The sequence below is a fragment of the Leclercia sp. LSNIH1 genome (assembly GCF_002902985.1).
Taxonomy (GTDB): Bacteria; Pseudomonadota; Gammaproteobacteria; order Enterobacterales; family Enterobacteriaceae; genus Enterobacter.
The window spans coordinates 1709686-1727190 of sequence record NZ_CP026167.1 but is presented as its reverse complement, the minus strand read 5'-3'; the positions used below and the strand labels follow the sequence as shown (position 1 = coordinate 1727190).

Annotated in this window: 15 protein-coding genes and 1 riboswitch; of the genes, 11 read left to right on the top strand and 4 right to left on the bottom strand. The window is 59.1% G+C overall.

Translation table 11 applies throughout. The features are described from left to right. The first annotated feature begins 25 nt into the window (after positions 1-25). From leuA to leuD, 4 genes are read left to right on the top strand one after another with little or no spacing between them, the layout of a single operon-like run. Entirely contained in the window at positions 26-1597 is a 1572-nt protein-coding gene (gene leuA / locus C2U54_RS08645) for a 2-isopropylmalate synthase (protein ID WP_103178257.1), read from the top strand. After that, complete coding sequence (gene leuB, locus C2U54_RS08640) at positions 1597-2688, top strand: 3-isopropylmalate dehydrogenase (RefSeq protein WP_103178256.1); 1092 nt, start codon at positions 1597-1599, stop codon at positions 2686-2688. Before leuA ends, leuB begins: the two co-directional genes overlap by 1 nt. Positions 2689-2690: 2 nt before the next feature. Beyond that, a complete protein-coding gene (gene leuC, locus C2U54_RS08635; RefSeq protein ID WP_103178255.1) occupies positions 2691-4091 on the top strand; it encodes a 3-isopropylmalate dehydratase large subunit in 1401 nt (466 codons plus the stop codon). Between the two features lie 10 nt (positions 4092-4101). After that, positions 4102-4707: a 3-isopropylmalate dehydratase small subunit gene (gene leuD / locus C2U54_RS08630; RefSeq protein ID WP_103178254.1), complete on the top strand. Its 606-nt coding sequence runs from the start codon at positions 4102-4104 to the stop codon at positions 4705-4707. Between the two features lie 55 nt (positions 4708-4762). Here leuD and C2U54_RS08625 read toward each other — a convergent pair whose 3' ends face one another. Then, the gene (locus C2U54_RS08625; RefSeq protein WP_103178253.1) at positions 4763-5941 is read right to left on the bottom strand and encodes a sugar efflux transporter; all 1179 of its coding nucleotides are present in this window, start codon (positions 5939-5941) and stop codon (positions 4763-4765) included. Between the two features lie 101 nt (positions 5942-6042). Then, entirely contained in the window at positions 6043-6195 is a 153-nt protein-coding gene (gene sgrT / locus C2U54_RS08620; RefSeq protein WP_103178252.1) for a glucose uptake inhibitor SgrT, read from the bottom strand. A gap of 87 nt (positions 6196-6282) precedes the next feature. On the opposite strand from sgrT, the gene sgrR reads away from it, so the two are divergent. The 4 genes from sgrR to thiQ all read left to right on the top strand — a co-directional run bounded on the left by sgrR (position 6283) and on the right by thiQ (position 11357). Then, positions 6283-7938, top strand: coding sequence for an HTH-type transcriptional regulator SgrR (gene sgrR / locus C2U54_RS08615; RefSeq protein ID WP_103178251.1), 1656 nt, complete (start codon positions 6283-6285; stop codon positions 7936-7938). Between the two features lie 36 nt (positions 7939-7974). After that, positions 7975-8074: riboswitch (TPP riboswitch) on the top strand. A gap of 34 nt (positions 8075-8108) precedes the next feature. Then, positions 8109-9092 (top strand): thiamine ABC transporter substrate binding subunit, encoded by a 984-nt coding sequence (thiB, locus tag C2U54_RS08610; protein ID WP_103178250.1) that lies wholly within the window; start codon positions 8109-8111, stop codon positions 9090-9092. Next, positions 9068-10678, top strand: coding sequence for a thiamine/thiamine pyrophosphate ABC transporter permease ThiP (gene thiP / locus C2U54_RS08605; RefSeq protein WP_103178249.1), 1611 nt, complete (start codon positions 9068-9070; stop codon positions 10676-10678). The genes thiB and thiP overlap by 25 nt, the downstream gene beginning before the upstream one ends. Next, positions 10662-11357 carry a thiamine ABC transporter ATP-binding protein ThiQ gene (thiQ, locus tag C2U54_RS08600; RefSeq protein ID WP_103178248.1) on the top strand — a complete coding sequence of 232 codons (696 nt, stop codon included), beginning with the start codon at positions 10662-10664 and terminating at the stop codon, positions 11355-11357. The genes thiP and thiQ overlap by 17 nt, the downstream gene beginning before the upstream one ends. A 6-nt stretch (positions 11358-11363) precedes the next feature. Here the strand turns inward: thiQ and C2U54_RS08595 are convergent, their stop codons facing one another. Both C2U54_RS08595 and araC read right to left on the bottom strand, forming a co-directional pair. Continuing rightward, positions 11364-12131 carry a DedA family protein gene (locus C2U54_RS08595; RefSeq protein ID WP_103178247.1) on the bottom strand — a complete coding sequence of 256 codons (768 nt, stop codon included), beginning with the start codon at positions 12129-12131 and terminating at the stop codon, positions 11364-11366. A 129-nt stretch (positions 12132-12260) separates the two neighbouring features. Further along, positions 12261-13106 carry an arabinose operon transcriptional regulator AraC gene (gene araC / locus C2U54_RS08590; RefSeq protein ID WP_103178246.1) on the bottom strand — a complete coding sequence of 282 codons (846 nt, stop codon included), beginning with the start codon at positions 13104-13106 and terminating at the stop codon, positions 12261-12263. Positions 13107-13441: 335 nt separating this feature from the next. Here araC and araB point away from each other — a divergent pair, with 335 nt between their 5' ends. The 3 genes from araB to araD are packed head-to-tail and all read left to right on the top strand — an operon-like array spanning position 13442 to position 17411. Then, positions 13442-15151 carry a ribulokinase gene (gene araB, locus C2U54_RS08585; RefSeq protein WP_103178245.1) on the top strand — a complete coding sequence of 570 codons (1710 nt, stop codon included), beginning with the start codon at positions 13442-13444 and terminating at the stop codon, positions 15149-15151. 10 nt (positions 15152-15161) lie between these two features. Next, entirely contained in the window at positions 15162-16664 is a 1503-nt protein-coding gene (gene araA / locus C2U54_RS08580; protein ID WP_103178244.1) for an L-arabinose isomerase, read from the top strand. A 51-nt stretch (positions 16665-16715) separates the two neighbouring features. Then, positions 16716-17411, top strand: a complete 696-nt coding sequence (gene araD, locus C2U54_RS08575) for an L-ribulose-5-phosphate 4-epimerase (protein WP_032616482.1) — start codon at positions 16716-16718, stop codon at positions 17409-17411. Positions 17412-17505: the final 94 nt, after the last annotated feature.

Below are 17505 nucleotides of genomic sequence, written 5' to 3'. Positions count from 1 at the left end.
CCAAATTCAGACAAGGACCTAACCCATGAGCCAGCAAGTCATTATTTTCGATACGACCTTACGTGACGGTGAACAAGCATTACAGGCAAGCCTGAGCGTTAAAGAGAAATTGCAGATTGCTCTGGCCCTTGAACGTATGGGCGTAGACGTAATGGAAGTGGGCTTCCCGGTCTCTTCCCCGGGGGATTTTGAATCCGTTCAGACCATCGCCCGCAGCGTAAAAAACAGCCGTGTGTGCGCCCTGGCTCGCTGCGTCGAGAAAGATATCGATGTGGCCGCCGAGTCGCTGAAGGTCGCCGAAGCCTTCCGTATTCACACCTTTATTGCTACCTCGCCGATGCATATCGCCACCAAGCTGCGCAGCACCCTGGATGAGGTGATCGAGCGCGCCATTTATATGGTGAAACGCGCCCGCAATTATACTGACGACGTTGAGTTCTCCTGTGAAGATGCAGGCCGCACGCCGATTGAGGATCTGGCCCGTGTGGTTGAAGCGGCCATCCGTGCTGGTGCCACCACTATCAACATCCCGGACACCGTCGGCTACACCATGCCGTTCGAGTTCTCCAGGATCATTACTGGTCTGTATGAGCGTGTGCCGAATATTGATAAAGCGATTATCTCCGTTCACACCCACGACGATTTAGGCCTGGCTGTCGGCAATGCCATTGCCGCGGTCCACGCCGGGGCGCGTCAGGTTGAAGGTGCCATGAACGGTATCGGTGAGCGCGCCGGCAACTGTTCACTGGAAGAGGTGATCATGGCGATCAAGGTGCGCAAGGACATCATGGATGTGCATACCCGCATCAATCACCAGGAGATCTGGCGCACCAGCCAGACCGTGAGCCAGATCTGCAACATGCCGATCCCAGCGAACAAAGCGATTGTCGGCACCGGTGCCTTCGCTCACTCCTCCGGTATTCACCAGGACGGCGTGCTGAAGAACCGCGAAAACTACGAAATCATGACCCCGGAATCGATCGGTCTGAATCAGGTGCAGCTGAACCTGACCTCCCGCTCTGGCCGCGCGGCGGTTAAACACCGCATGGAAGAGATGGGCTATAAAGAGACCGACTACAACATGGATCATCTGTACGACGCCTTCCTGAAGCTGGCCGATAAAAAAGGCCAGGTATTTGACTACGACCTGGAAGCGCTGGCGTTTATCAACAAGCAGCAGGAAGAGCCAGAGCATTTCCGTCTGGACTACTTCAGCGTGCAGTCGGGTTCAAGCGACATCGCGACCGCCTCCGTCAAGCTGGCCTGCGGCGACGAGATCAAAGCCGAAGCGGCCAACGGCAACGGTCCGGTAGATGCCATCTACCAGGCCATTAACCGCGTCACGGAATATGACGTTGAGCTGGTGAAATATGACCTGACGGCGAAAGGCCAGGGTAAAAACGCGCTGGGCCAGGTAGACATCGTGGTCAACTATAACGGCCGCCGCTTCCACGGCGTGGGCCTGGCGACCGATATCGTCGAATCCTCCGCCAAAGCGATGGTTCACGTCCTGAACAATATCTGGCGCGCCGCGGAAGTCGAAAAAGAGTTGCAACGCAAAGCTCAGAATAAAGAGAACAATAAGGAAACCGTGTAATGTCGAAGAATTACCATATTGCTGTGTTACCGGGCGACGGAATTGGCCCCGAAGTTATGGCACAGGCGCTGAAGGTGCTGGACGCTGTCCGCACCCGTTTTGCGATGAAAATTACCACCAGCCACTACGATGTAGGCGGTATCGCGATCGATAACCACGGTACGCCCTTGCCGCAGGCAACCGTGACCGGCTGTGAGAATGCCGACGCGGTCCTGTTCGGCTCCGTAGGCGGCCCGAAATGGGAACATCTGCCACCGGCCGAGCAGCCAGAGCGCGGGGCGCTGCTGCCACTGCGTAAACACTTCAAGCTGTTCAGCAACCTGCGTCCGGCCAAACTCTATCAGGGGCTGGAAGAGTTCTGTCCGCTGCGCGCCGATATCGCCGCCAACGGCTTCGACATTCTGTGCGTCCGTGAGTTGACCGGCGGTATCTACTTTGGTCAGCCGAAAGGCCGCGAAGGCAGCGGTCAGCACGAAAAAGCGTTCGATACCGAGGTGTATCACCGTTTTGAGATTGAACGTATCGCCCGTATCGCGTTCGAATCTGCCCGCAAACGCGGCCATAAAGTGACCTCGATCGATAAAGCTAACGTGCTGCAATCCTCCATCCTGTGGCGCGAAATCGTTAACGAGATTGCTCAGGCGTATCCGGACGTTCAGCTGGCGCATATGTACATCGACAATGCCACCATGCAGCTGATTAAAGATCCGTCCCAGTTTGACGTCCTGCTCTGTTCCAACCTGTTCGGGGACATTCTCTCTGACGAGTGCGCGATGATCACCGGCTCCATGGGGATGCTGCCGTCCGCCAGCCTGAACGAAGAAGGTTTTGGCCTGTACGAACCGGCTGGCGGATCCGCACCGGATATCGCGGGTAAAAACATCGCCAACCCGATCGCGCAGATCCTCTCTCTGGCGCTGCTTTTGCGCTACAGCCTGGATGCTAACGAGGCAGCTACCGCGATCGAAAACGCCATCAACCGCGCCCTGGAAGAGGGTGTGCGCACCGGCGATTTAGCCCGCGGCAACGCGGCGGTCAGTACTGAAGAAATGGGCGATATCATTGCCCGCTATGTCGCTGAAGGGGTGTAATCATGGCGAAGACGTTGTACGAAAAAATTTATGATGCTCACGTGGTCTATGAAGCGCAGAACGAAACCCCGCTGCTCTATATCGATCGCCATCTGGTGCACGAAGTGACCTCGCCGCAGGCGTTCGATGGCCTGCGCGCGCACAAGCGTCCGGTGCGCCAGCCGGGCAAAACCTTCGCGACGATGGACCATAACGTCTCAACCCAGACTAAAGACATCAACGCCTCCGGTGAGATGGCGCGCATTCAGATGCAGGAGCTGATCAAGAACTGCAACGAGTTTGGCGTTGAGCTGTACGATCTGAACCACCCTTACCAGGGCATCGTCCATGTGATGGGCCCTGAACAGGGTATCACCCTGCCGGGCATGACCATCGTTTGCGGCGACTCCCACACCGCGACCCACGGCGCGTTTGGTGCCCTGGCCTTTGGTATCGGCACCTCCGAAGTGGAACATGTGCTGGCGACCCAGACCCTGAAACAGGGCCGTGCGAAGACCATGAAAATTGAGGTGACCGGCGAGGCCGCACCGGGCATCACTGCCAAAGACATCGTGCTGGCGATCATCGGTAAAACCGGTAGCGCAGGCGGCACCGGACATGTGGTGGAGTTCTGCGGCAGCGCAATCCAGGCCCTGAGCATGGAAGGCCGTATGACCCTGTGCAACATGGCGATTGAAATGGGTGCGAAAGCTGGTCTGGTTGCGCCTGACGAAACGACCTTCAACTATGTGAAGGGGCGTTTGCACGCCCCGAAAGGCCAGGATTTTGACGACGCGGTCGCGTACTGGAAAACCCTGAAAACCGACGAGGGTGCGGTATTCGACACCGTGGTCACCCTGCGGGCCGAAGCGATTGCGCCGCAGGTCACCTGGGGCACGAATCCGGGGCAGGTCATCTCCGTTAACGACAGCGTTCCCGATCCGGCCTCGTTCGCCGATCCGGTTGAGCGCGCCAGCGCAGAGAAAGCGCTGGCCTATATGGGGCTGAAGCCGGGCGTACCGTTGACCGACGTGAGCATTGATAAAGTTTTTATTGGCTCCTGCACCAACTCGCGCATCGAAGATCTGCGCGCCGCGGCAGAAGTGGCGAAAGGCCGTAAAGTGGCGCCGGGTGTGCAGGCGCTGGTGGTTCCAGGCTCCGGCCCGGTCAAAGCGCAGGCGGAAGCTGAAGGTCTGGATAAGATTTTCATTGAAGCAGGCTTTGAATGGCGTCTGCCGGGCTGCTCCATGTGTCTGGCGATGAACAACGACCGCCTGAACCCGGGCGAGCGCTGCGCTTCCACCAGTAACCGTAACTTTGAAGGTCGTCAGGGGCGCGGTGGACGCACGCATCTGGTCAGCCCGGCGATGGCCGCGGCAGCCGCAGTGACCGGCCACTTCGCCGATATTCGCAGCCTGAAATAAGGAGACCATCATGGCAGAGAAATTTACCCAACATACTGGCCTGGTGGTCCCTCTGGACGCGGCTAACGTCGACACCGACGCCATCATTCCAAAGCAGTTTTTGCAGAAGGTAACCCGCACCGGTTTTGGCGCGCACCTGTTTAACGACTGGCGTTTTCTGGATGACAAAGGCCAGCAGCCGAACCCGGAGTTCGTGCTGAACTTTCCTGAGTACAAAGGCGCATCTATCCTGCTGGCGCGGGAAAACTTCGGCTGTGGCTCATCGCGCGAGCATGCGCCGTGGGCGCTGACCGATTACGGTTTCAAAGTGGTAATTGCCCCGAGCTTTGCCGACATCTTCTACGGCAACAGCTTCAACAACCAGCTGCTGCCGGTCACGCTGAGTGATGAACAGGTCGACGAGCTGTTTACCCTGGTGCAGGGCAACCCGGGCATGACCTTTGAAGTGGATCTGGAAGCGCAGGTCGTAAAAGCCGGGGATAAAATCTACAGCTTTAACATCGACGCGTTCCGCCGCCACTGCATGATTAACGGCCTTGACAGCATCGGACTGACCCTGCAGCACGAAGAGGCCATTGCCGCCTACGAGAGCAAGCAGCCAGCCTTTATGGGCTAATGGCTTAGCCCTCACGCTAAAGAGTCCATTGCACAGTCAATGGACTCTTTTTTATTCAGACATCTTTAACTCGCCAGGTGAGCACCAGCGTCACCAGCGAAATCCCCGCAATAGCCATGTAAACCGCAGAGTGGCCGTAGCTTTGTGCCAGCGCGCCCTGAATCACCCCCGCCAGGATCACGCCGGTAGAGATACTGTTGGTAAAGAGCGTGGTCGCCGATCCTGCCCTGCCCGGCATCAAATCCTGGAACCAGAGCATCCCAATCCCGGCGATGATGCCAATAAAAATCGCGTTAAAGAGTTGCAGGCCAAGCAAGGCCTCGCGGCTATGGAAGAGGATCAGCCCCAGATAAAAGAGCACCCCTGCCGCCACCGCCATCACCATCATCCGCCGTTTACCAACGTGTTTGACGTAATATCCCGCAAGGATCATTGCCGGGATCTCCAGCCCGGCGGCAGTCCCCATTAAGATCCCGGCCAGCTTGTCCGGCAGCCCCAGATCGCTGCTGATCCATAACGGCATATCGATGATATACATGGTGTTGCAGGTCCACATTAGCGTGGACGCGATAAACAGCCTGCGGACATTTTTATCTTTCCAGCCGCTGACCTCCGTCACCGGAACGGCGGCCGCTGAATCCACCCTGGCCACAGAGGGCAGCGCGAAGGCGATCAGCGCCAGGCTGATGGCAAAAATGGCCGCCGCAATAGAGAACATGGTGGTAAAGCCGTAATTCAGCGCCAGCATAAACGCCAGCGGCGGACCGATGACCCACGCCAGCGAAAGCTGCGCACGCATCACCGAGCTGAACATCACCACCTCACGCGCAGAGCTGTCGGCATATTCCCGCGCCAGAGCAAACAGCTGCGGCATGGCGGTGTTGGCAATCGAGGCCAACAGCACACCGCAGGTTAATAAGGTCAGATAGTGGCGGTTAAAAGCAAACAGCAGCGCGTTGCCAATCGCCATCGCGCAGCAAAAGAGGATCAGCTTGCGGCGATCGCCCTGGCTGTCTGAACGCTTCGCCAGCCACAGGCTGACCAGGATCCCGGCGACGGCGTTGACGGTATAGAACAGCCCCACCCAGAACGGTTGGGCGCCCACCTCGCGGCTCAGGAACAGACTCAGGGTCGGCGCCTGCAGTGCCCCGGCTACGCCCATCATAAACGCCACCATCAAAAAAGCGGCATACACACCGTTGAGACGGCGTCCCATCGTCATTAACCAGAGCATCACTGTTCCTTTAGCGCACGAGAAAACGAAAAAAGCCAGCAGATGATACCTGCTGGCGTGGTGATTAGCACCAATACTCAGTCACACATGATCGAAGCAATTCAGCGTTCCGAGGTCGACGTTGTCACCTCCCACTGCATCAGCTCTTCCAGTATTTTCAGCCGCTGCTCTGCGCACCGGCGGGCCAGCCAGGACACTCCCTTTGTCGCTGAGAAGTACTGTTGGTAAAACTGATTTGTGGCAGACCTCTTCATATTTACCTCCTCGCTTCATCGAAGTGAATTATTGGCTTAATATAGGGATTAATAAATTGCTGATTTTTTGTCAGGAGTTCCTCTTTTATGCCCTCTGGTCGTCTGCAACAACAATTCATTCGCCTGTGGCAGTGCTGTGACGGCCAGACCCGGGAGACCACGCTCAGCGAACTGGCCGACCTGCTCAGCTGTTCACGCCGCCATATGCGCACCCTGCTCAACACCATGCAGCAGCAGGGGTGGCTGAGCTGGGAAGCGGAGGCCGGGCGCGGCAAGCGCTCGCGTCTCACCTTTTTGTATACCGGCCTGGCGCTTCAGCAGCAGCGGGCGGAGGATCTGCTGGAGCAGGATCGCATCGAGCAGCTGGTGCAGCTGGTCGGCGATAAAGCCGCGGTGCGCCAGATGCTGGTCTCCCACCTCGGGCGCAGCTTCCGCCAGGGCAAGCACATCCTGCGGGTACTCTATTATCGCCCGATGAAAAACCTGTTGCCGGGGAGTGCATTACGGCGCTCCGAAACCCATATGGCGCGGCAAATCTTTAGCGGGCTGACGCGCATAAATGAGGAAAATGGGGAACTGGAAGCCGACATTGCCCACCACTGGCAGCAGCTTTCTCCTCTGCACTGGCGATTTTTTTTGCGGCCTGGTATCCATTTCCATCATGGCCGCGAGCTGGAGATGGCTGATGTTATCGCCTCGCTACAGCGCGCCCGCGAATTGCCCCTCTATTCACACATCAGCCGGGTCCAGTCGCCCACCGCCTGGACGCTCGATATTCAGCTTACGCAGCCCGACCGCTGGCTGCCGTGGCTGCTGGGGTATGTGCCATCTATGATCCTGCCGCGGGAGTGGGAAACCATGCACAACTTTGCCAGCCTGCCGGTGGGCACCGGGCCGTATGCGGTTTCCCGTAATAACAATAACCAGCTGAAGATCCGCGCCTTCGATGATTACTTCGGCTACCGGGCGCTGATTGACGAGGTGAACGTCTGGGTGTTGCCGGATATCAACGAAGAGCTTAGCGTCGGCCTGACCCTGGAGGGGCCAACCGAGGGGGAAAAGGCAGTGGAGAGCCGCCTCGAAGAGGGCTGTTACTATCTGCTGTTTGACGCCCGCTCCCACCTCGGGGCCAGCGCCGAGGTGCGCCAGTGGGTAAGCCGGATCCTCTCCCCGGCGAACCTGATCTATCAGGCTGAGGAAGTATATCAGTCCTACTGGTTCCCGGCGTATGGCCTGCTGCCGCGCTGGCACCATGCCCGTCCGGGACGCGGCGACCAACCGGCCGGGCTGGAGAGCCTCACCCTGACCTTCTACCGCGAACATATCGAACATCGGGTGATCGCCAGAATGATGAGCGAGCTGCTCGCCGCCGAACAGGTGACGCTGAACATTCAGGAGGTCAGCTATGAGGAGTGGCATCGCGGCGAGATCGTGAGCGACATCTGGCTCAACAGCGTCAACTTCACCCTGCCGCTGGATTTCTCGCTGTTCTCACATCTCTATGAGGTGCCGCTTCTGCAAAACTGTATTGAGCGGGACTGGCAACAGGACGCCGCCGAGTGGCGCGCGGGTGAGATGAATCTTGCGGTCTGGTGCCAGCAGCTGCTCGCCCAGCAGGCGATCGTCCCGCTGATCCACCACTGGCTGATGATCCAGGGGCAGCGCAGTATGCGCGGCTTGCGTATGAATACGCTGGGGTGGTTTGATTTTAAATCGGCGTGGTTTGCGCCGCCGGAACCATAACACTTTCGTAATATTCACCAAATCATTACAATACTGCCGTTCTCAACGGGGTGCTGCGTGAAAGCGTGTGCTGAGAAAATACCCGTCGAACCTGATCCGGATAACGCCGGCGAAGGGATTTGAGGCTGTTGCTCAAAATCCTTTGCCACTCTCAAACAATGAGGTGCAAAGTGTTCAAAACTGTTCTTCCCCTGTTGGCGCTGGTTGCGCTGCCTGCCGTTGCCAGTCCTGTCCTGACGGTCTACACCTATGACTCTTTCGCTGCCGACTGGGGCCCGGGCCCGGCGGTCAAAAAAGCCTTTGAGGCCGACTGCAAGTGCGAGCTGAAGTTCGTGGCGCTGGAGGATGGCGTCTCGCTGCTGAACCGCCTGCGCATGGAAGGCAAAAACAGCAAAGCCGACGTGGTGCTGGGGCTGGATAACAATCTGCTGGAAGCAGCCACCCAGACCGGGCTGTTCGCCAAAAGCGGTGTGGCGGCCGAGGCGGTTAACGTCCCTGGCGGCTGGAAGAACGACACCTTTGTGCCTTTCGATTACGGCTATTTCGCCTTCGTCTACGACAAAAACAAGCTGAAAAATCCGCCAAAGAGCCTGAAAGAGCTGGTTGAGAGCGACCAGAAGTGGCGGGTGATCTACGAAGATCCCCGCACCAGCACCCCGGGGCTGGGTCTGCTGCTGTGGATGCAAAAGGTCTACGGCGACAAGACCCCGGAAGCCTGGCAGAAACTGGCCGCCAAAACGGTCACCGTGACCAAAGGCTGGAGCGAAGCCTATGGTCTGTTCCTGAAAGGGGAAAGCGATCTGGTGCTGAGCTATACCACCTCCCCGGCGTACCACATCATCGCCGAGAAAAAAGAGAACTATGCCGCCGCTGACTTTGCTGAAGGTCACTATCTGCAGGTTGAGGTCGCCGCCCGGACCGCAGCCAGCAAACAGCCGGAGCTGGCTGAGAAGTTCCTGAAATTTATGGTTTCTCCGTCGTTCCAGAACGCCATCCCGACCGGCAACTGGATGTACCCGGTGACCAATGTGACGTTACCGGCAGGTTTTGACACCCTGGTGAAACCGCAAACCACGCTGGAATTTACCCCGCAGGAAGTGGCCGGGAAACGTGCAGCATGGGTCAGTGAATGGCAACGCGCCGTCAGCCGTTAATCGCCGGCTGGTTGCTGCCGGGGCTGCTGGCCGCCACGCTGATGGTGGCCGTCGCCCTGGGCGCATTTCTGGCGCTGTGGTTTAACGCGCCAGCCACCGACGTCGCGGCGCTTCTGCACGACAGCTATCTGTGGCACGTTATCCGCTTCTCGTTCTGGCAGGCGTTTCTCTCCGCCCTGCTCTCCGTCGTGCCCGCGATATTTCTTGCCCGCGCGCTCTACCGGCGTCGCTTCCCTGGCAGGCAGGCGCTGCTACGCCTGTGCGCCATGACCCTGATCCTGCCGGTACTGGTGGCGGTATTTGGCATTCTCAGCGTTTACGGGCGTCAGGGCTGGCTGGCCGCGCTATTCCAGGCGCTCGGGCTGGAGTGGAATTTCTCGCCCTATGGCCTGCAGGGGATACTGCTGGCGCACCTCTTTTTCAACATGCCGATGGCAACGCGCCTGCTCTTACAGGCGCTGGAAAATATCCCCGGCGAACAGCGCCAGCTTGCCGCCCAGCTCGGGATGCGCGGCGGGTCATTTTTCCGTTTTGTCGAATGGCCATGGCTGCGCCGCCAGATCCCCCCCGTCGCCGCGCTGATCTTTATGCTCTGCTTTGCCAGCTTCGCCACCGTGCTCTCACTCGGCGGCGGGCCGCAGGCCACCACCATCGAGCTCGCCATCTATCAGGCCCTGAGTTACGACTACGATCCGGGCCGCGCGGCGCTACTGGCGATGGTGCAGATGGTCTGCTGTCTGGGGCTGGTGATGCTGAGCCAGCGGTTGGGAAAAGCGATCCCCATCGGCGCCAGCCAGCTTGCCGGCTGGCGCGATCCGCAGGATAGCCTGCGCAGCCGTCTGACCGATGGCCTGCTCATCACCCTCGCCCTGCTGCTGTTGCTCCCGCCGCTGCTGGCGGTGGTGGTCGATGGTCTGAACCTGAATTTGCTGTCGGTGCTGCAACAGCCGGTGCTGTGGCAGGCGCTGGGCACTTCGCTGCGCATTGCCCTGGGCGCCGGGCTGCTTTGCGTGCTGCTGACCATGATGTTGCTGTGGAGCAGCCGGGAGCTCTATGCCCGTCAGGCGATTGTGGCCGGACAGGCGCTGGATCTCAGCGGCATGCTGATCCTGGCGATGCCCGGCATCGTGCTGGCGAGCGGCTTTTTCCTGCTGTTCAACAGCACCATTGGCCTGCCCGAATCGGCCGATGGCATTGTCATCTTCACCAACGCCCTGATGGCGATCCCCTACGCGCTGAAAGTGCTGGAAAATCCGATGCGCGACCTCAGCGCCCGCTATACCCTGCTTTGCGACTCGCTGGGGATGCACGGCTGGCAGCGGCTGAAGGTGGTAGAGCTGCGCGCCCTGAAGCGCCCGCTGGCCCAGGCGCTGGCCTTTGCCTGCGTACTGTCGATCGGCGATTTCGGCGTGGTGGCGCTGTTTGGCAATGATGATTTCCGCACCCTGCCGTTCTGGCTCTATCAGCAGATCGGCTCGTATCGCAGCCAGGACGGGGCCGTCACAGCGCTACTGCTGCTGCTGCTCTGCTTTGCGTTATTTACCGTTATCGAAAAACTACCGGGGCGTGATGTTAAAACTGACTGATGTAACCTGGCTTTATCAGCACCTGCCGATGCGCTTCAACTTGTCCGTGCGCCGGGGCGAACTTATCGCCGTGCTCGGCCCCAGCGGCGCCGGGAAAAGCACCCTTCTCAATCTGATCGCCGGTTTTCTGCAACCGGCCAACGGCAGCATCATCCTTAATGGTCACGATCACACCCGCACGCCGCCTGCTGCGCGCCCGGTGTCGATGCTGTTTCAGGAAAACAATCTCTTCACTCATCTGAACGTGCGCCAGAACATTGGCCTGGGCATGCATCCCGGCCTCAGGCTCAACGCAGTGCAACAGCAGAAGCTAAGCGACATCGCGCTGCAGATGGGGATCGGCGATCTGCTGGAACGTCTGCCTGGTGAGCTTTCGGGCGGTCAGCGTCAGCGCGTCGCGCTCGCGCGCTGTCTGGTGCGTGAGCAGCCTGTCCTGCTGCTGGACGAGCCCTTTTCGGCACTCGATCCCGCCTTACGCCAGGAGATGCTGCTGCTGGTCAAAGAGGTGTGCGGGCGCCAGCAGCTGACGATGCTGATGGTATCGCACAGTGTGGAAGATGCGCTCAGGATCGCCCCCCGGTCGGTGGTGATTGCCGATGGCCGTATCGCCTGGGATGGCGATACGGAACAGCTGGCAAGCGGAAACGCGAGCGCGTCGCGCCTGCTGGGGATCCACTGATGCCGATCAGCGGCTGACAACCTTAAGCAGGATCTCGCCATACACCGGCATCATCGGGTGACGGACCAGCATCACCAGTGCCACCAGCGCCACGCCCAGGGTGACGGGAGCCAGCCAGAATAAGCGTCCACGCGGCAGATAGCGGCTGAGGCGATCCGAGGACGCTTTCCCGCTGCGCCACAGCCGCCAGCAGAGCCAGGCCGCCAGCCACAGCAGCAGCGCGGTCGCCAGCAGCAGCCAGCGGAAGCCCCCGCTCTGTACACCGGCAGGAATATCGATTGCCGCGCCGGCCAGGATGCCCGGCAGGAAGTAAATTGGCGGCCAGAACAGACAGCCAATCAGGTTCGGCACGATAAATTTCGCCACCGGCAGATCCAGCATCCCCGCCACCATCGGCACCAGGGGGCGCGTCGGGCCAACAAATCGCCCCACCAGAATGGTGAACATGCTGTGTTGATGCAGGGCATGCTCGGTTTTATCGAGCAGGGCTTTGTTCTTTTTCATGAATGACCAGCGGTGCAGCGGCTTTTTAAAGCGCCAGCCCAGCCAGAATGAGATCCAGTCGCCCAGCAGACAGCCGACGATCCCCGCCAGCCACGCCTGCCAGAAGTTAACCTCGCCACTGCCAATCAGCGCGCCGAGCCCGGCCATCATCACCGTGCCGGGCAGGATCAGTCCAACCAGCGCCAGAGATTCCAGGAAGGCCACGAGCGCGACGGCGACGAGCGAATAGGTAACGGACTGGGTAATAAAATGTTCCAGCAATGCCTGCATAACAGTTCCGGTCAGGTGACGAAGCAGGGATTCTGCGAAGAGCGCCCTGCTGCGTCAAGACAACAATTGTCTGAATAGTTTACCGGGTGTGAACAGGATCCAGCGAACTTGTTTAGTTTTATTTACTTTCTATTCACACCCTGCGCGAAATTCGCTGGGGCTGGCGCCGGTGCATTTTTTAAAGACCCGGGAAAAGTAGAGCTGATCCTCAAAGCCCACGTTGCGCCCGACGGTGGCAATTGGCATGCGGGTGGTGCTGAGCAGCAGCTTGGCCTGGCTGATGCGCTGATCCTCGCGCCAGCTCAGTACGCTCACCCCCAGTTGCTGGCGGAACAGGTGCGACAGACGCGACGGCGACAGGCAGACATGCTGGGCGACGCTGGCGATATCAAACTGGCTGTCCGCCAGGTGGTCGCTGATGTACTGGCAGGCTTCGCGCACCCGGTGATCCAGCGGCGGGTTGAGCGATTCATTGATCGCCTCCATCCGGCGCAGCAGCAGCTGTTCCAGCAGGTTGATGGCCAGCAGCTCGGCATAGCGCCCCCCGCCCTTCCCGGCCTCGATGATCTGGGCAAACAGCTCCCGAAACTGCGGCTGATGCGCTTCATCCGGGCGATAAAAGCCGGTATGGGCAAACATCGACGGCCAGGCCAGCCACTCCTGCCAGTAAGCGCGCGGGCGGAAGTAGACCCACTGGTGATACCACTCCCGGGCATCGGGATGACGGCCATAGTGATGAATTTCACCCGGCGGGAAGAGCAGAATATCGCCCGGACGGCAGACGAAGGTCTGATCGCCATTCTTGATCACCCCCTCTCCGCGCACGGTCAGGTTGAGGATATAGCCCTTCATCCCCAGCGGTCGGTCAACGTAAAAATCGAGATAGCCGTCAGCCTCAATGGGCGTCAGTCCCGCCACCAGATGCGCGTTAAACGAGTAGCCCGGCAGCAGCGGATCGCTTTGCGTTTCAGCCATATTTTCAGTCCTCCTGGCAGTCCTGAAGGAAACCATTTGTCCATATCATCAAAAGCGGCATAAAAACGGGCTACACAAAGATCGAAAAGGTATCAGCCCGCTTTCAGATCCGCCATCATAACGCTTCCGTTGCGATTTATCCGTAACATCGAGCGGGTCGGCGGTAACAAAAGTGTCTATAACCACGGCAGAAATGTCCACATGGATTATTTGCTCGGCGTCACACTTTCCCATGTCACAGCAAAATCATCCATAAGATTAGCGGATCCCGCCTGACGATTTTCCCCCTCACTCTCTAATGTTCATTCATATCTGTTTTTTGATGGAGCAACACCATGGCAATTGCGATTGGCCTCGATTTTGGCAGTGACTCAGTACGCGCCCTGGCAGTGGAATGCACTACGGGTCAGGAGATAGCAACCAGCGTCGAGTGGTATCCGCGCTGGCAAGAGGGGCGCTATTGCGATGCGCCAAACAATCAGTTCCGCCATCATCCACGTGACTATATCGAGTCGATGGAAGCGGCAATCAAAACCGTGCTGGCAGAGTTAAGCGAGGCGCAGCGCGCTCAGATCGTCGGGATTGGCGTGGACAGCACCGGCTCTACCCCGGCGCCGATTGACGCCGATGGTCACGTTCTGGCACTGCATCCGGCATTCGCCGATAACCCGAACGCCATGTTTGTGCTGTGGAAAGACCATACCGCGGTGGAAGAAGCCGAAGCCATCACCCGTTTGTGCCATCAGCCAGGCAAAAACGACTACTCCCGCTACATCGGCGGCATTTACTCCAGCGAGTGGTTCTGGGCGAAGATCCTGCACGTTACCCGTCAGGATCCGCAGGTGGCAAAAGCGGCAGTCTCCTGGATTGAGCTGTGTGACTGGGTTCCGGCCCTGCTCTCCGGCACTACCCGTCCGCAGGATATCCGTCGCGGTCGCTGTAGCGCCGGGCACAAATCCCTCTGGCATGAAAGCTGGGGTGGCCTGCCGCCTGCCGCCTTCTTTGACGAACTCGACCCGATCATCAACCAGAACCTCGACTACCCGCTCTTTACCGATACCTGGACCGCTGATATCCCGGTCGGCACGCTCTGCGCCGAGTGGGCGGAACGCCTGGGCCTGCCCCAGACGGTGGCCATTTCCGGCGGCGCTTTTGACTGCCACATGGGCGCAGTCGGCGCGGGCGCACAGCCCAACACACTGGTGAAAGTGATCGGCACCTCCACCTGCGACATCCTGACAGCGGATAAAGCCAGCGTCGGGGATCGCGCCGTAAAAGGTATCTGCGGCCAGGTTGACGGCAGCGTGGTACCGGACTTTATCGGATTGGAAGCGGGTCAGTCCGCCTTTGGCGACATCTACGCCTGGTTTGGCCGCTTGCTGGGCTGGCCGCTGGATCAACTGACCGCCGCCCATCCGGAACTGAAAACCCAGATCGCAGAGAGCAAAAAACAGCTCCTGCCGCAGCTGACCGACGCCTGGGCGAAGAATCCTTCCCTCGATCATCTTCCGGTCGTTCTCGACTGGTTTAACGGCCGCCGTACGCCGAATGCCAACCAGCGCCTGAAAGGGGTGATTACCGATCTGAATCTCGCCACCGACGCCCCGGCGCTGTTTGGCGGGCTGGTAGCGGCTACCGCCTTTGGCGCGCGCGCCATTATGGAGTGCTTTACCGAACAGGGGATCGCCGTCAATGAGGTGATGGCGCTGGGCGGTATCGCCCGTAAGAACCCGGTGATCATGCAGGCCTGCTGCGACGTGCTGAACCGTCCGCTGCAGATTGTCGCCTCGGATCAGTGCTGTGCCCTGGGCGCGGCGATCTTCGCGGCGGTGGCGGCGGGCGTACACACCGACATTCCGACAGCGCAGCAGCATATGGCGAGCAAGGTGGAAAGTACCCTGCAGCCGCGCGCGCAGCAGGCGCAACGTTTTGAACAGCTTTATCAGCGCTACCAGCAGTGGGCGAAGAGCGCTGAGCAGCACTATCTCCCTGTCGCCGCCCCGGTTAAGAACATCCCGGAATCTACGGCAACCCTGACACATTAAGGACACGATAATGACGATTTTTAATAATTATGAAGTGTGGTTTGTGATTGGTAGCCAGCATCTTTATGGGCCGGAAGCCCTGCGCCAGGTGACTCAACACGCAGAACATGTCGTAAACGCCCTGAATGCGGAAGCAAAATTGCCGTGCAAGCTGGTGCTGAAGCCGCTGGGCACCTCCCCGGATGAAATTACCCATATCTGTCGCGATGCTAACTACGACGATAAATGCGCGGGTCTGGTGGTGTGGCTGCACACCTTCTCTCCGGCCAAGATGTGGATCAACGGCCTCTCCATCCTCAACAAACCGCTGCTGCAGTTCCATACCCAGTTCAACGCGGCGCTGCCGTGGGACAGCATTGATATGGACTTTATGAACCTGAACCAGACCGCGCACGGCGGCCGTGAGTTCGGCTTCATCGGCGCGCGTATGCGCCAGCAGCATGCTGTCGTCACTGGCCACTGGCAGGACAAGCAGGCGCACCAGCGGATTGGTTCCTGGATGCGCCAGGCCGTATCGAAGCAGGATACCCGCCAGCTGAAAGTGGTGCGCTTCGGCGACAACATGCGTGAAGTGGCGGTAACGGACGGCGATAAAGTGGCCGCGCAGATCAAATTTGGTTTTTCCGTCAACACCTGGGCGGTGGGCGATCTGGTGCAGGTCGTCAATGAAATCAGCGATGGCGACGTCAATGCGCTGGTGGATGAGTACGAAAGCAGCTATCGCCTGACGGCGGCGGCACAGGTGAATGGTGATAAGCGCCAGAACGTGCTGGATGCAGCCCGTATTGAGCTGGGCATGAAACGCTTCCTGGAACAGGGCGGCTTCCATGCCTTTACTACCACCTTTGAAGATCTTCACGGCCTGAAGCAGCTTCCGGGCCTGGCGGTACAACGTCTGATGCAGCAGGGCTACGGCTTTGCCGGTGAAGGCGACTGGAAAACTGCCGCTCTGCTACGCATCATGAAAGTGATGTCGACCGGTCTGCAGGGCGGCACCTCCTTTATGGAGGATTACACCTACCACTTCGAGGACGGCAACGATCTGGTGCTGGGTTCGCACATGCTGGAAGTCTGCCCGTCGATCGCCGTGGATGAAAAACCAATCCTCGACGTTCAGCATCTCGGCATCGGCGGCAAAGCCGATCCAGCGCGTCTGATCTTCAACACCCGTACCGGTCCGGCCATTAACGCCAGCCTGATCGATCTGGGCGATCGCTTCCGCCTGCTGGTGAACTGCGTCGACGCCGTTGAAACGCCGCATTCCCTGCCGAAACTGCCGGTGGCGAACGCCCTGTGGAAAGCCCAGCCGGATCTGGCAACCGCTTCCGAAGCCTGGATCGTAGCAGGTGGCGCGCACCATACCGTCTTCAGCCATGCGCTGGATCTCAACGACATGCGTCAGTTCGCGGAACTGCACGATATCGAACTGACGGTCATTGATAACGACACCCGTCTGCCAGCCTTTAAAGAAGCGCTGCGCTGGAACGAAGTCTACTACGGTTCAAAACGTTAACAGGGGAACCTTTGGCCTGCCGCAGGGCGGGCCTTTTTTCCTGGAGGATACATGCTGGAAGATCTCAAACGTCAGGTGCTTGAAGCCAACCTCGCCCTGCCGGAACATAATCTCGTTACCCTGACCTGGGGCAACGTCAGTGCCGTGGACCGCGAAGCAGGGGTGTTCGTCATTAAACCGTCCGGCGTCGACTACCGGGTAATGACTGCCGACGATATGGTGGTGGTGAGCATCGCCACCGGTGAAGTGGTTGAGGGGAAGAAAAAGCCCTCCTCCGATACGCCAACGCATCGCCTGCTCTATCAGGCCTTCCCGTCCATCGGCGGCATCGTCCACACTCACTCCCGCCACGCCACTATCTGGGCGCAGGCAGGCCAGCCGATCCCGGCGACCGGCACCACCCACGCCGACTACTTCTATGGCACCATCCCCTGCACCCGCAAGATGACCGATGCCGAGATCAACGGCGAGTATGAGTGGGAAACCGGCAACGTGATTGTTGAAACCTTCGAGAAACAGGGTATCGACGCCGCGCAGATGCCGGGGGTGTTGGTTCACTCTCACGGCCCGTTTGCGTGGGGTAAAAATGCCGAGGATGCGGTGCATAACGCTATCGTGCTGGAAGAGGTGGCCTATATGGGCATCTTCTGCCGCCAGCTGGCGCCGCAGCTGCCGGATATGCAGCAGACGTTGCTGGATAAACACTATCTGCGTAAGCACGGCGCGAAGGCCTATTACGGGCAGTAAAACCCGCCCGGTGGCGCTACGCTTACCGGGCCTACAGGTCTCCCAGGCCGGATAAGCGCAGCGCCATCCGGCAAAGCATACCTGTATAAAACCC